Genomic DNA, 13,238 nt, shown 5'->3' with positions numbered 1-13,238 from the left:
TGCCCCCTTCTATCGTCCCCACCGGAGTGCAGCAGTCTGCACCGGTGCATCCCACAATTCGACCATCTCGTCGTCGAGTCTCAGCAACGTGATCGACATGCCCTGCATCTCGAGCGATGTGATGTAGTTCCCGACGAGTGAGCGGGCGATCTCGATGCCGCGTTCGCCGAGCACCTCGGCAGCTCGACGATAGGCGATGTAGAGCTCGACGAGCGGTGAACCGCCCATGCCGTTGACGAAGAGCAGCACGCGGTCGCCGGACTCGAATGAGAGGTCTTCGAGGATCGGTGCAAGCAAGCGGTCGACGAGCCCGTCGGCAGGTTCGAGTTTGATCCGCTCGCGGCCCGGTTCGCCGTGGATGCCGATGCCGATCTCGATCTCGTCTTCGGCGAGCGTGAAGCTCTCCTCCCCGGCGTGCGGGACGATGCACGGGGTGAGCGCGAGGCCCATCGACCGCGCGTTGGCGTTGACGCGCTCGGCGACCTCGGCGACCTCGGCGAGCGAATCGCCGCGTTCGGCAGCTGCACCTGCGATCTTCTCGACCAGCACGGTGCCGCCCACGCCGCGTCGTCCGGCGGTGTACAGCGAATCCTTCACGGCGACATCGTCGTCGGTCACCACGGAGCGCACGTCGATGCCTTCGGCGGATGCCAGGTCGGCGGCGGTCTCGAAGTTCAAGACGTCGCCCGTGTAGTTCTTGACGATGTGCAGCACCCCTGCGCCGCCGTCGACGGCCTTCGTGGCCGCGAGGATCGGATCGGGCGTGGGCGACGTGAAGACGGCGCCGGGCACGGCGGCATCCAGCATCCCGAAGCCGACGAAGCCCGCGTGGAGCGGCTCGTGACCGCTGCCCCCGCCGCTGACGATGCCGACCTTGCCGGCGATGGGCGCGTCGGCGCGCACGATGTGGATCGGATCCATCTCGACCCGCACGAGATCGGCGTGGGCTGCACCGAAACCTGCGACGGATTCGTCGACGACACGTTTCGGATCGTTGATGATCTTCTTCACGGACATCCCTTCCCCTCGGCTGCCGGACGCCGTGCGACCGTGCATCGGCGCCGACGCAGCACTCCCGGCAAACCTACGCCCGCGGAGAGGCCGGCCGTAAGAGGCGGAGGGAAATCCCCGGCGCGCCCTTTCCGGGGGGCGCACCATCTGAGTATCGTGGGCTCTGTTCCGCCCCTGGGCGAAGCCCATCGGGCTCGGCGAAAAGGATGGAAGGTCAGCGTGGACAGTCTCGGAGTGTTGTTCCTCAGCGAGCTCATCGGCACCGCGATGCTCGTGCTTCTCGGTTGTGGTGTGGTCGCGAACGTGGCGCTCGTCAAGAACAAGGGCTTCGGCGGCGGATTCCTGATGGTGACCTTCGGCTGGGGCCTCGCGGTCTTCGCCGGTGTCACCGTCGCATTGGCTTCCGGCGCCCACATCAACCCCGCGGTCACGCTCGGACTGGTGGCCAACGGCGCTACCGAGTTCGGCAATCCCGCTTTCGGCACCGTCCCGGTCGAGTTCCTGTCGGTGATCGCCTACATCGGGGCGCAGCTCATCGGTGCGATCATCGGTGCCGTCGCCTGCTGGCTCGCGTACAAGCAGCACTTCGACGAGGAACCACAGCCGGCCGCGAAGCTGGGCGTGTTCTCGACCGGTCCGGCCATCCGCTCGTACGGGTGGAACCTCGCCACCGAGATCATCGGCACGTTCGTGCTCGTGTTCGTGGTGATCGGCTTCGGGCGCCAAGGTGACGCCTCCGGCCTCGCCGCGCTCGGCGCGCTGCCGGTGGCGCTTCTCGTCGTCGGCATCGGCGCCTCCCTCGGTGGCCCGACGGGCTACGCCATCAACCCGGCACGTGACCTCGGACCCCGCATCGCGCACGCGATCCTCCCCATCCAGGGCAAAGGAAGTAGCGACTGGTCGTACTCGTGGGTGCCGGTGGTCGGACCGATCATCGGCGGACTCATCGCCGGCTGGGCGGCGATTCCCCTGCTCCCCCTTATCGGCTGAGCACTCGGGGGGCCCAGGGCCGACATCGGCCCTCCCTCGAACACTTCTGTGGAATCAGGTGTCGGCTCCGGCCGGCGGAAAGATTGAGAGAACTGCATGGCCGACTACATCCTGGCGATCGATCAGGGCACGACGAGCACACGCGCGATCATCTTCGACAAGTCGGGATCGATCGTCGCCAGTGGACAACTGGAGCACGAGCAGATCTTCCCGCGGGCGGGCTGGGTCGAGCACGACCCCGCCGAGATCTGGCGTAACACCCGTGAGGTGATCGGTCAGGCTCTCGGCAAAGCCGATCTCACTCGTCACGACATCGCCGCGGTGGGCATCACGAACCAGCGCGAGACCGCGGTCGTCTGGGACCGCACCACGGGCGACCCCGTCTACAACGCCATCGTGTGGCAGGACACCCGGACCCAGCCGATCGTCGACCGGCTCGCGGCCGACGGCGGCGTCGAGCGCTTCAAGCAGCAAGTGGGCTTGCCGCTCGCCACCTATTTCTCGGGCACGAAGATCGTGTGGATCCTCGAGAACGTCGAGGGTGCACGTGCGAAAGCCGAGGCCGGCGACCTGATGTTCGGCACGACCGACACGTGGGTGCTGTGGAACCTCACTGGCGGGGTCGACGGGGGCGTGCACGCGACGGATGTCACGAACGCGAGCCGCACGATGTTCATGGACCTCGAGACGCTCGCGTGGGATGACGACATCCTCGCCGCCTTCGACGTGCCGAAGTCGATGCTGCCCGAGATCCGTTCGTCGTCCGAGGTCTACGGAACGGTGGAATCCTCGAGCCTCCTGCGGGAGGTGCCCGTCGCGGGCATCCTCGGAGACCAGCAGGCCGCCACGTTCGGCCAGGCCGCGTTCGACACGGGTGAGGCGAAGAACACCTACGGCACGGGCAACTTCCTGATCTTCAACACGGGCGAGGAGATCGTCCACTCGAAGAACGGGCTGCTCACGACCCTCGGCTACAAGCTCGGCGACGACGCGCCGCACTACGCCCTCGAGGGCTCGATCGCGGTGACCGGTTCGCTCATCCAGTGGCTGCGCGACAACATCGGGCTCATCTCGAGCGCGCCCGAGATCGAGGACCTGGCGAAGACCGTCGACGACAACGGCGGCGCATATTTCGTGCCGGCGTTCTCAGGGCTCTTCGCGCCGTACTGGCGGCCCGACGCCCGTGGCGCTCTCGTGGGCCTCACGCGATTCGTGAACAAGGGTCACATCGCCCGCGCCGCGCTCGAGGCGACCGCGTTCCAGACCCGAGAGGTGCTCGACGCCGTGAACGCCGACGCAGGCGTCGACCTCACCGAGCTCAAGGTCGACGGCGGCATGATCGCGAACAACACGCTCATGCAGTTCCAGGCCGACATCCTCGGCGTGCCGGTCATCCGCCCCGTCGTCGCCGAGACGACGGCGCTCGGTGCGGCGTATGCCGCCGGACTCGCCGTGGGCTTCTGGGCCGATCTCGACGAGCTCCGTGCCAACTGGCAGGAGGATTCCCGCTGGGAGCCGAAGATGGATCCCGCCGAGCGCGACCGGCAGTTGCGGCTCTGGCGCAAGGCGGTCACGAAGACGTTCGACTGGATCGACGAAGACGTCAACTGAGCCGACTCGAACCAAGCTGAAGGGCCCCGCGGATGCCGCGGGGCCCTTCAACTGTGTGGCGTACCGGCGATCACGACCGAGTCGCCGCGATCCACTCCTCGAGCTTCCGCGCGGCGCCGCCGCTGTCGATCGCCTCTTCGGCGACCGCGAGCTTGTCGCGGAAGCGGTCGAGGATGCTCCGGTGGAACTGGCTCGGATCCTTGGCGAGCTCGAACGAGACGAGACCCGCGGCGGCGTTGAGCACCACGATGTCGCGCACGGGACCGCGCTCGCCGCCGAAGACCCGATGCACGATGCGCGCGTTGTACTCGGCATCGCCGCCCTCGAGCTGGTCGATGGTCGCTCGCTGGATCCCGAGCTCGCGCGGATCGATGTCGTGCTCCTTGACCGTGCCGCGTGAGACCTCCCACATGTGGCTGTGCCCCGTGGTCGTGAGCTCGTCGAGCCCGTCGTCGCCACGGAACACGAGCGCCGTCGCGCCGCGCGTCTGGAACACGCCCACGATGAGCGGCACTCGGTCGAGGTGGGCGACGCCCACGGCCGACGCCTCGGGTCGTGCCGGGTTGCAGAGCGGCCCGAGGAAGTTGAAGACCGTCGGCACGCCGAGTTCCGCGCGCACTGCGCCGGCGTGCCGGAACCCGGGGTGGAATGCGGCGGCGTACGCGAACGTGATGCCGGCTTCGCCGAGCACCGCGGCGACTCGCTCGGCCGGCAGCGCCAGGTCGAGTCCGAGTGCGGCGAGCACGTCGGACGAACCCGACGACGAGCTCGCCGCCCGATTGCCGTGCTTGATGACCGGGACACCGGATGCCGCGGCCACGACCGAGGCCATCGTCGAGACGTTGACCGTGCCGAATCGGTCTCCCCCGGTGCCGACGATGTCGAGCGCCATCGGGTCGACGGGCAGCGGGATGGCGTGCTCGAGCACGGCGTCCCGGAATCCGACGATCTCATCGACCGTCTCGCCCTTCACGCGCAGCGCGATGAGGAATCCGGCCAGTTGCGCCGGTGTGACGGTGCCGGTCATCACCTGCTCCATGCACCATGCGGCATCCGAGACGCTGAGGTCTTCACCCTCGAGGAGGGAGTGGATCACATCGGGCCAGGTTTGATGCGCGGGCATGAGATCGATCCTATCGGCCCGATTCACGGCGGATTCCCGGCCCCTACGCAGCTCGTTTAGGGTTGCCTTACTTCGAAGGCGGCGACATAGCTCCCCCAGATGACGAAAACTCACGCAAGGTTTCGGCCATAATGGGATGGTGACGAGCACCTCAATCACTACTCAGGCGAGCGCGCCCGTGATCAACCGACCGAACACCGTTGCGGTGGGCACGATCGTCTGGCTCGGCAGCGAGGTCATGTTCTTCGCAGGCCTCTTCGCGATCTACTTCACGCTGCGATCGCAGTCGCCAGATCTCTGGGCGTTCGAGGCCGATCGCCTGAACTTCCCGTACTCGCTGACGAACACGATCATCCTCGTGCTCTCGTCGGTCACGTGCCAGTTCGGCGTGTTCGCGGCGGAGCGACTGCAGCCGTACGCCACGGGGTGGAAGCCCACGCAATGGGGCATGGTCGAGTGGTTCTTCCTCACCTACGCCATGGGCGCGGTCTTCGTCGCCGGCCAGGTCTGGGAGTACGCCACGCTCGTCTCCGAGGGCATCGCCCTCGACTCGAACTCCTACGGCTCCGCGTTCTACATCACCACCGGGTTCCACGGCCTGCACGTCACCGGCGGCCTCATCGCGTTCCTGCTCGTGATCGGCCGGGTCTTCTCGGTCAAGCACTTCGGCCACCGCGAGGCGACGAGTGCGATCGTCGTCTCCTACTACTGGCACTTCGTCGACGTCGTCTGGATCGGTCTCTTCTTCATCATCTACGTCCTCAAGTAAGCCCCAGCAGGAGCGCCAGCAGAGCATGCCCGTGAACAGGAAGAATCACATGACCCGAACGAAGCGACGCACCGGACGCCGGCATCCGCTCGCCGCGGCCGCGCTCCTCGCGCTCGGACTCGTCTTCACCGGGGGCGCATATGCTGCGCTCAGCACCGGAACGGCGCAAGCTGAGGTCGACCCGAATTCGCAGCAGACCATCGAAGAGGGCAAGAAGCTCTTCCAGGCCAATTGCGCCACGTGCCACGGCCTTGATGCGCAGGGCACCGGCAACGGCCCCACCCTCATCGGCGTCGGTGCGGCCTCGGTCGACTTCCAGGTGGGCACCGGGCGCATGCCGATGCAGATGCAGGGTCCACAGGCACAGCAGAAGCCCGCACAGTTCACCGATGACCAGGTCAAGCAGCTCGCCTACTTCATCGCCTCCCTCGGCCCGGGTCCCGAGATCCCCTCCGACCATCTCGCGAGCGGTGGCGGCGATGCAGCGAACGGCGCCGAGCTCTTCCGCATCAACTGCGCGATGTGCCACAACGTCGCCGGTGCCGGTGGCGCCCTCACCGAGGGCAAGTTCGCTCCCTCGCTCACGAACGTCTCGGGCGTGCACATCTACGAGGCCATGGTCACCGGCCCGCAGAACATGCCCGTGTTCAACGACCTGAACATCTCGCCCGAAGACAAGCGCGACGTCATCACCTACCTGAAGTACGTGCAGGACAACCGCTCACCCGGCGGCTTCGAACTCGGCTCGCTCGGGCCGGTTGCAGAGGGACTGTTCATCTGGATCTTCGGCCTCGGCACGATCGTCGCCATCACCGTGTGGATCACGGCGAAGTCCAACTAGCGCCCGCCTGGCATCGAAGAAGAAGTTGAAGAAGGAGAACCATGGCCCAGGACGACCACAGCGGCGCTGAGCTCGCCGCTGCCGACTCGTCGCACGCCGCGCAGGAGTTCGCAGGCTCGACCGGCACGGCGGTCGTACCCTACGACGCGTTCGAGAACCCCGGCTTCGAGCCCCACCGGCCTCGCGTGACCGACCAAGACCCCCGCCGCGAGAAGCGGGCGCAGCGCACGGTCTACACGCTGTTCTACCTCTCGATCCTCGGCAGCGTCTGGGCGGTCGCCGCCTACATGCTCTTCCCGATGGAGTCCAACAACGTCGATGCCGTTCGCCTGAACAACATGTTCATCGGCTTCGGTGCCACGCTCGCGCTCCTCGGCATCGGATTCGGAGCCGTGCACTGGGGCAAGTCGCTGATGACCTCGGCCGAGTCCGTCGACATCCGCCATCCGATCAGCACCAGCGAAGCCACGCAGCGGGGCGCCGTCGAGGTGTTCCGCCAGGCCGATGAGGAGTCTGGCTTCAGTCGGCGCACGGTCATCCGCAACAGCCTCATCGGCGCGCTCCTGGCCTTCCCGCTGCCGGCCGTCGTGCTCTTCCGCGGCTTCGCCCCGCAAGATGAGCTCCCGGTCGAGCTCCTCAGCCACACGATGTGGAAGAAGGGCACGCGTCTCGCGCTCGACCCGTCGGGCGTCGCGATCAAGGCCTCCGATGTGACCATCGGCAGCGCCTTCCACGTGATTCCCGAGGGCCTCACCGATCTCGAGCACGGCAAGCTCGAGGAGAAGGCAAAGGCTGCCGTGCTGCTCATGCGACTCGAGCCCGAGGAGCTCAACCAGGCTCCCGAGCGCGAATCGTGGTCGTACGAGGGCATCGTGGCGTACTCGAAGATCTGCACGCACGTCGGATGCCCCGTCGCCCTCTACGAGCAGCACACGCACCACCTCCTCTGCCCCTGCCACCAGTCGCAGTTCGATGTCGCGAACCACTGCAAGGTCATCTTCGGTCCGGCCAAGCGCCCGCTGCCGCAGTTGCCGATCGCCGTCGACGACGAGGGCTACCTCATCGCGCAGAGCGACTTCACCGAACCCGTCGGCCCGAGCTTCTGGGAGCGAAATTGAGCACCGCATCGACCCGATCACCCGCGCCCGTCAAGCGCTCGTTCACGGCTGGGGCGTCCGAGTACATCAACGACCGCACGGGTCTCGCCGTCGCGATCAAGGGGCTCGGACGTAAGGCGTTCCCCGACCACTGGTCGTTCCTCCTCGGCGAAGTCGCCCTCTTCAGCTTCATCGTCATCCTCGTCTCGGGAACCTTCCTGACGTTCTTCTTCCAGGCATCGATGGCCGAAGTCCACTACGACGGGTCGTACGTGCCGCTCAAGGGCGTCGAGATGTCGGTGGCGATGGCATCGACCCTCGACATCTCCTTCGACATCCGCGGCGGGCTCTTCGTGCGCCAGATGCACCACTGGGCAGCGCTGCTCTTCGTCGCCGCCATCGGCCTGCACATGCTCCGCGTGTTCTTCACCGGCGCATTCCGCAAGCCTCGTGAGATCAACTGGGTGTTCGGCTTCACCCTCTTCGTCCTCGCCCTGGGCGAGGGATTCACGGGCTACTCGCTTCCCGACGATCTCCTCTCCGGCAACGGCCTTCGCATCATCGACGGCTTGGTCAAGGGCATTCCCCTGATCGGCACGTGGACCTCGTTCCTGCTCTTCGGCGGCGAGTTCCCAGGCACCGTGATCGTCGGCCGCCTGTACGCGCTGCACATCCTCCTTCTCCCCGCGCTCCTGGTCGCGCTCATCGGAATCCACGTGGTGTACGTGTTCATTCACAAGCACACCCAGTTCGCCGGCCCCGGACGCGAAGTGACGAACTCGGTCGGCCCGCCAATCCTGCCGATCTACGCGGCGAAGGCCGGCGGCTTCATGTTCATCATCTGGGGTGTGATCTCGCTCATCGCAGCGCTCTTCACGATCAACCCCATTTGGAACTACGGGCCATACGACCCCTCCCCCGTCTCGGCCGGTACCCAGCCCGACTGGTACATCGGCTTCGCCGACGGCGCGTTGCGTCTCATCCCGTCGGGCTGGGAGTTCGTGCTGTTCGACCGCACCTGGTCGTTCAACATCCTCGTACCGCTCGTCGCGATCGGCATCTTCCTCCTCCTGGTGGTCGCCTATCCGTTCATCGAGGCCTGGGTGAAGGGCGACACGCGCGAGCACCACATCGCCGACCGTCCCCGCAACGCACCCACCCGCACCGCGATCGGTGCCGCGGGCGTCACGTTCTACGCCGCCCTCTGGGCCGCCGCGAGCTCCGACATCCTCGCGACGCACTTCTCGCTCACGATGGAGGGCGTGATCTACGCGCTCCAGGCCATCACTGTCCTTGGCCCGTTCATCGCCTACTTCATCACGAAGCGCGTCTGCATCGCGCTCCAGAAGAAGGATCGCGAGATCGTGCTGCACGGCTACGAGTCGGGTCGCATCGTCAAGCTGCCGGGCGGCGAGTTCATCGAGGTGCACCAGCCGCTCGACGAGTACGACCGGTGGCGGCTCGTGAGCTACGAGAGCTACCAGCCGTTGATGCTGCGGCCCAACGCCCGTGGCAAGATCACGGTCGGCCAGCGCGTTCGCGCTTCGCTGTCGCGCTGGTTCTTCGAGGACCGCATCGCTCCGGTGACACAGGGTGAGCTCGAGGCGTCGCACTCCGCGCACCACTGATCATCCACCGTTAGGGCACCGGACCTTGCCGATCGATTCGACATGGCTCCGGTGCCCGAACTGTCTCCTCGAGCTGGAACCGCACGGCGCACAGGTGATCGGCTGCGCGCACGGCCATCGCTTCGATCTCTCCCGGCACGACATCGCCACGCTCCTCCCGCCGCGCGCCCCGCGAACCATCGGCGACGATCGGCCGATGCTCGAGGCGCGCCGGCGCCTGCTCGAATCCGGAGCCTACGATCCGGTGGCCGATGCCATCGTGCATTCCGCTGAGCACGCGGTGGCAGACGAAACGGAACCGCGAAGCGCGGATACACCCGAACGCCCGCTGCGGATGGTCGACCTCGGCTGCGGCACGGGCCAGTACGCTCAGCGGCTCGCCGCTCGATTCCCAGATTCCGTACTGCTCCTCGCAGATCGCTCCCCCGACGCCGTCCGCATGAGCGTGCGGGCCATTCCGGCGGCGTCGGGAGTCGTGCTCGATCTCTGGCGACCGTTGCCGATTCGCGACGCGATCGCCGACATCGCGATCAACGTCTTCGCGCCGAGGAACCCGGTGGAGTTCGCCCGGATCGTGCGGCCCGGTGGTCGCCTCATCGTCGTGGTGCCCACCCCCGAGCACCTCGTCGAGCTCCGGCGCCTCGGCCTCGTGCTCGACGTCCCGGCGGGCAAGTCCGAGCGCGTACGCGCGCAGCTCGAACCAGTGGGGTTCCGGCTCGCCGACCACTCGACCGTCGAGTATGGCATCTCGGCGGATGCCGAGACCAGGGCGCTCCTCGTCGGCATGGGCCCCTCCGCTCACCATCGTGCCGATTCGCCGCAGCTCCCTGCCGGCGACGAGCTCGCGGTCACGGTCTCGGTCGAGGTGCTGAGCTTCGACCGCGTCTGAGCCCGCGCCACGACTACGCCGGAACACGACGAAGCCCCGATGCTGTTCGCATCGGGGCTTCGTGGAGAGATCGCGTCAGCGGGCGAAGTTGCCGCGGTAGTACTCGTACACCCAGCCGACCAGGCTGATGACGCCCAGCGCGACCCCGCCGAATGAGATCCAGAACCCGATCGCGAGACCAAGGAACAGCAGTGCGGCGGCTGCGGCGAGCAGGATCGGCCACCAGCTCCACGGGCTGAAGAACCCGAGCTCTGCGTCACCGTCGTCGATGTTCGCGTCGAGGCGGTCTTCGGGAAGTTCCGCGCCCTGCGCCTTGTGCACCCGGCCGAGGTAGAACGCGATGAACGCGGCCAGGATCGTCGTGAGCGTGAGCGCGACCGTACCTACCGGCTCTGACGCGGAATAGACGACCCACGACCAGTACGCGTACAACGCAGCCGAGAAGGCGAAGAACGCTGCCAGGATCCAGAACAGGTTGACATTCGCGCGCATTACTTGACTTCCTTCGTCGACGCGTCGTAGACGGGTGCCTCAGGGGCATCTTTCGCCGGACCGATGCCGACCGGGATGCCGGCTTCGGGGTGGTTGAGGTCGAAGGCCGGAGCCTCCGAGCGAATGCGCGGGATGGACGTGAAGTTGTGCCGCGGCGGCGGGCAACTCGTCGCCCATTCGAGGGAGCGCCCGTATCCCCACGGGTCGTTCACGGTGACCTTCGGCGCTCGTCGCGCCGTGATGTAGACGTTCAGGAGGAACGGGACCATCGACACCGCGAGGATGCCCGCGCCGATCGTCGACAACTGGTTCATCCAGGTGATGTTGTCTTCGGGCAGGTACGAGTAGTACCGGCGGGGCATCCCGACGACGCCGAGCCAGTGCTGGATCAGGAACGTCGTGTGGAAGCCGATGAACAGCAACCAGAAGTGCCACTTGCCGAGCGTCTCGTTCAGCATCTTGCCGGTCCACTTCGGCCACCAGAAGTAGAAGCCGGCGAACATCGCGAACACGACGGTGCCGAAGACGACGTAGTGGAAGTGGGCGACGACGAAGTACGAGTCGGAGACGTGGAAGTCGAGCGGAGGTGAGGCGAGGATGACGCCGGTGAGCCCGCCGAACACGAAGGTGATGAGGAAGCCGAGCGACCAGATCAGCGGCGTCTCGAACGTGATGGAGCCCCGCCACATGGTGCCGATCCAGTTGAAGATTTTCACACCAGTGGGCACTGCGATGAGCATCGTCATGAGCGCGAAGAACGGCAACAGCACCGAACCGGTGACGTACATGTGGTGCGCCCACACGGTGACCGACAGCGCCGCGATCGCGATCGTCGCGTAGATCAGCGTCTTGTAGCCGAAGATCGGCTTGCGGCTGAACACGGGGAACACCTCGGAGACGATGCCGAAGAAGGGCAGCGCGATGATGTAGACCTCTGGGTGCCCGAAGAACCAGAACAGGTGCTGCCACAGGAGCACGCCGCCGTTGGCCGGATCGTAGATGTGCGCGCCGAAGATGCGGTCGGCGCCGCCTGCGAGGAGCGCCGCTGCGAGCACGGGGAACGCCATGAGCACGAGGATCGACGTGACGAGGGTGTTCCACGTGAAGATCGGCATGCGGAACATCGTCATGCCGGGAGCGCGCATGGTGATGATCGTGGTGATGAAGTTCACCGCGCCCAGGATCGTGCCGAAGCCCGAGAGACCGAGGCCCAGCATCCAGAGGTTGCCGCCGATGCCCGGCGAGAACGTGGTCGACGCGAGCGGTTGGTAGGCGAACCAGCCGAACGACGCGGCGCCCTGCGGGGTGAAGAAGCCGGCGACGGCCATCAGCGAGCCGAAGTTGAAGAGCCAGTAGGCGAACGCGTTCAGTCGCGGGAAGGCGACGTCGGGCGCACCGATCTGCAGCGGCATCAGGACGTTCGCGAAGCCCGCGAATAGGGGCGTCGCGAACATGAGCAGCATGATCGTGCCGTGCATCGTGAACAGCTGGTTGTACTGCTCACGCGTCTGGAGGATCTCCAGGCCAGGCTCGAAGAGCTGGGCGCGGATGATCAGGGCCATCACTCCGCCGATGCAGAAGTAGATGAACGAGGTGATCAGGTAGAGGTACCCGATGACCTTGTGGTCGGTGGAGGTGATCCAGCTGACCAGGATGTTGCCCTTGCGCTCGACCTTGGAGGCGCCGAACGGCAGGCTGCTCGACGGCGGCCGAGCCGGTGCGGTCGTGGTGCTCATTCGGCTTCCTGCTCCTCTTTCAGTTCTGGCGCGCCCGTGCCGGGTTTGTTCTGGTTGCGGTCGTATTCGTTCGACAGCTGGCCTTCCTGACCGAGGGCGCGCAGCGAATCGATGTAATTCTCGTACTCGGCTTCGGAGACGACCTCGACGTTGAAGAGCATCAGCGAGTGATACTCGCCGCACAGCTCGGCGCACTTGCCGGCGTAGGTGCCCTCACGCTCGGGAACGATCGTCATGTAGTTGGTCTTGCCCGGGTACATGTCCTTCTTGTAGAGGAAGTCGACGACCCAGAAGGAGTGGATGACATCGCGCGACTCGAGCTCGATCTCGACGTTCTTGCCCACCGGCAGGTAGAGGGTGGGGAGCTCGGACTGCACGAGCGAGCCCTTGGGGCCCTCGTCGGAGAGCTGGCCCTGGATGCCGGGCGAGTACACGTCTTCTTTGACGTAGTTGAAGTCCCATGCCCACTGCTTGGCGATGACCTCGATCTGCACGTCGACTTCGTCGGCGGCGAACCGCTGCTCGATGGCCTCCTGGTCGCGCGCCGTGAAGGCGAAGAACCCGAGCACCAGGATGAGCGGCACGATCGTGTAGAACACCTCGATCGGCATGTTGTAGCGCAACTGCACGGGCAACCCGGTCTGGCCCTTGCGGCGCCGGTACGCGATGACGGCCCAGATCGTGAGGCCCCAGGTGAGGATGCCGACGACGAGCAGCACGATCCACGACGTGACCCAGAGCCCCGAGACACGCTCGGTGTTGTTGGTGACCGGCGCCTCGCCCTCGACGAAGCCGGGCAGGAACCCGTTCAGTTGGGCCTGTGTGCACCCTGCGAGTACGAGGCTGAGCGACGCTGCGATCGGGATTGCAGCCCATCGGAGACGGCGATTGTGGCGCACCGGTGACCTTTCGGGGGACTCGAAGGCGCTTCACAGCGAAGCGCGTTGATCGATGTCTAGCCTACTCCGAGTCGACCCCCCGGGTGTGCAACAGCGACCGGTGTCGGGTGCCGGCGTCGGGGTATTCCGCGTTAAACAGTGCTTGACGACGA

12 protein-coding genes are annotated in these 13,238 nt (G+C 66.1%); 7 read left to right on the top strand and 5 right to left on the bottom strand.

Annotated elements, in window-relative coordinates:
• Positions 1–9: 9 nt before the first annotated feature.
• Positions 10–1,011: a dihydroxyacetone kinase subunit DhaK gene (dhaK, locus tag QFZ29_RS07815; protein WP_306896649.1), complete on the bottom strand. Its 1,002-nt coding sequence runs from the start codon at positions 1,009–1,011 to the stop codon at positions 10–12.
• Positions 1,012–1,230: 219 nt separating this feature from the next.
• Here dhaK and QFZ29_RS07810 point away from each other — a divergent pair, with 219 nt between their 5' ends.
• Entirely contained in the window at positions 1,231–2,001 is a 771-nt protein-coding gene (locus QFZ29_RS07810) for an MIP/aquaporin family protein (RefSeq protein ID WP_306893610.1), read from the top strand.
• 96 nt (positions 2,002–2,097) lie between these two features.
• Positions 2,098–3,612 carry a glycerol kinase GlpK gene (glpK, locus tag QFZ29_RS07805; protein ID WP_306893609.1) on the top strand — a complete coding sequence of 505 codons (1,515 nt, stop codon included), beginning with the start codon at positions 2,098–2,100 and terminating at the stop codon, positions 3,610–3,612.
• Positions 3,613–3,682: 70 nt separating this feature from the next.
• On the opposite strand, the gene trpD is transcribed toward glpK, so the two are convergent.
• The gene (trpD, locus tag QFZ29_RS07800) at positions 3,683–4,735 is read right to left on the bottom strand and encodes an anthranilate phosphoribosyltransferase (RefSeq protein WP_306893608.1); all 1,053 of its coding nucleotides are present in this window, start codon (positions 4,733–4,735) and stop codon (positions 3,683–3,685) included.
• 136 nt (positions 4,736–4,871) lie between these two features.
• Between trpD and ctaE the strand changes: the two genes are divergently transcribed.
• From ctaE to QFZ29_RS07775, 5 genes are all read left to right on the top strand, one after another.
• Complete coding sequence (gene ctaE, locus QFZ29_RS07795) at positions 4,872–5,504, top strand: aa3-type cytochrome oxidase subunit III (protein WP_306893607.1); 633 nt, start codon at positions 4,872–4,874, stop codon at positions 5,502–5,504.
• A gap of 49 nt (positions 5,505–5,553) precedes the next feature.
• Positions 5,554–6,345, top strand: coding sequence for a cytochrome bc1 complex diheme cytochrome c subunit (gene qcrC / locus QFZ29_RS07790; protein ID WP_306893606.1), 792 nt, complete (start codon positions 5,554–5,556; stop codon positions 6,343–6,345).
• 41 nt (positions 6,346–6,386) lie between these two features.
• Positions 6,387–7,463: a cytochrome bc1 complex Rieske iron-sulfur subunit gene (gene qcrA, locus QFZ29_RS07785; RefSeq protein WP_306893605.1), complete on the top strand. Its 1,077-nt coding sequence runs from the start codon at positions 6,387–6,389 to the stop codon at positions 7,461–7,463.
• Positions 7,460–9,070: a cytochrome bc1 complex cytochrome b subunit gene (gene qcrB / locus QFZ29_RS07780; RefSeq protein ID WP_306893604.1), complete on the top strand. Its 1,611-nt coding sequence runs from the start codon at positions 7,460–7,462 to the stop codon at positions 9,068–9,070. Before qcrA ends, qcrB begins: the two co-directional genes overlap by 4 nt.
• Before the next feature lie 94 nt (positions 9,071–9,164).
• The gene (locus tag QFZ29_RS07775; protein ID WP_306893603.1) at positions 9,165–9,959 is read left to right on the top strand and encodes a methyltransferase domain-containing protein; all 795 of its coding nucleotides are present in this window, start codon (positions 9,165–9,167) and stop codon (positions 9,957–9,959) included.
• 75 nt (positions 9,960–10,034) lie between these two features.
• Here the strand turns inward: QFZ29_RS07775 and ctaF are convergent, their stop codons facing one another.
• The 3 genes from ctaF to ctaC are packed head-to-tail and all read right to left on the bottom strand — an operon-like array spanning position 10,035 to position 13,086.
• Positions 10,035–10,451, bottom strand: a complete 417-nt coding sequence (gene ctaF / locus QFZ29_RS07770; protein ID WP_306893602.1) for an aa3-type cytochrome oxidase subunit IV — start codon at positions 10,449–10,451, stop codon at positions 10,035–10,037.
• Positions 10,451–12,187, bottom strand: a complete 1,737-nt coding sequence (gene ctaD, locus QFZ29_RS07765) for an aa3-type cytochrome oxidase subunit I (RefSeq protein ID WP_306893601.1) — start codon at positions 12,185–12,187, stop codon at positions 10,451–10,453. The genes ctaF and ctaD overlap by 1 nt, the downstream gene beginning before the upstream one ends.
• Positions 12,184–13,086, bottom strand: coding sequence for an aa3-type cytochrome oxidase subunit II (gene ctaC / locus QFZ29_RS07760; RefSeq protein WP_306893600.1), 903 nt, complete (start codon positions 13,084–13,086; stop codon positions 12,184–12,186). Before ctaC ends, ctaD begins: the two co-directional genes overlap by 4 nt.
• Positions 13,087–13,238: the final 152 nt, after the last annotated feature.

This window comes from Agromyces albus (genome assembly GCF_030815405.1).
Classification (GTDB): Bacteria; Actinomycetota; Actinomycetes; order Actinomycetales; family Microbacteriaceae; genus Agromyces; species Agromyces albus_A.
This window is presented reverse-complemented; position numbering and strand designations above follow the sequence as displayed.

Bases quoted from the DNA above. Each gene is read 5' to 3' on its own strand.
- qcrA (WP_306893605.1), top strand. From the start codon at position 6,387: ATGGCCCAGGACGACCACAGCGGCGCTGAGCTCGCCGCTGCCGACTCG.
- ctaE (WP_306893607.1), top strand. From the start codon at position 4,872: ATGGTGACGAGCACCTCAATCACTACTCAGGCGAGCGCGCCCGTGATC.
- trpD (WP_306893608.1), bottom strand. From the start codon at position 4,735: ATGCCCGCGCATCAAACCTGGCCCGATGTGATCCACTCCCTCCTCGAG.
- qcrC (WP_306893606.1), top strand. From the start codon at position 5,554: ATGACCCGAACGAAGCGACGCACCGGACGCCGGCATCCGCTCGCCGCG.
- ctaF (WP_306893602.1), bottom strand. From the start codon at position 10,451: ATGCGCGCGAATGTCAACCTGTTCTGGATCCTGGCAGCGTTCTTCGCC.
- glpK (WP_306893609.1), top strand. From the start codon at position 2,098: ATGGCCGACTACATCCTGGCGATCGATCAGGGCACGACGAGCACACGC.
- ctaD (WP_306893601.1), bottom strand. From the start codon at position 12,187: ATGAGCACCACGACCGCACCGGCTCGGCCGCCGTCGAGCAGCCTGCCG.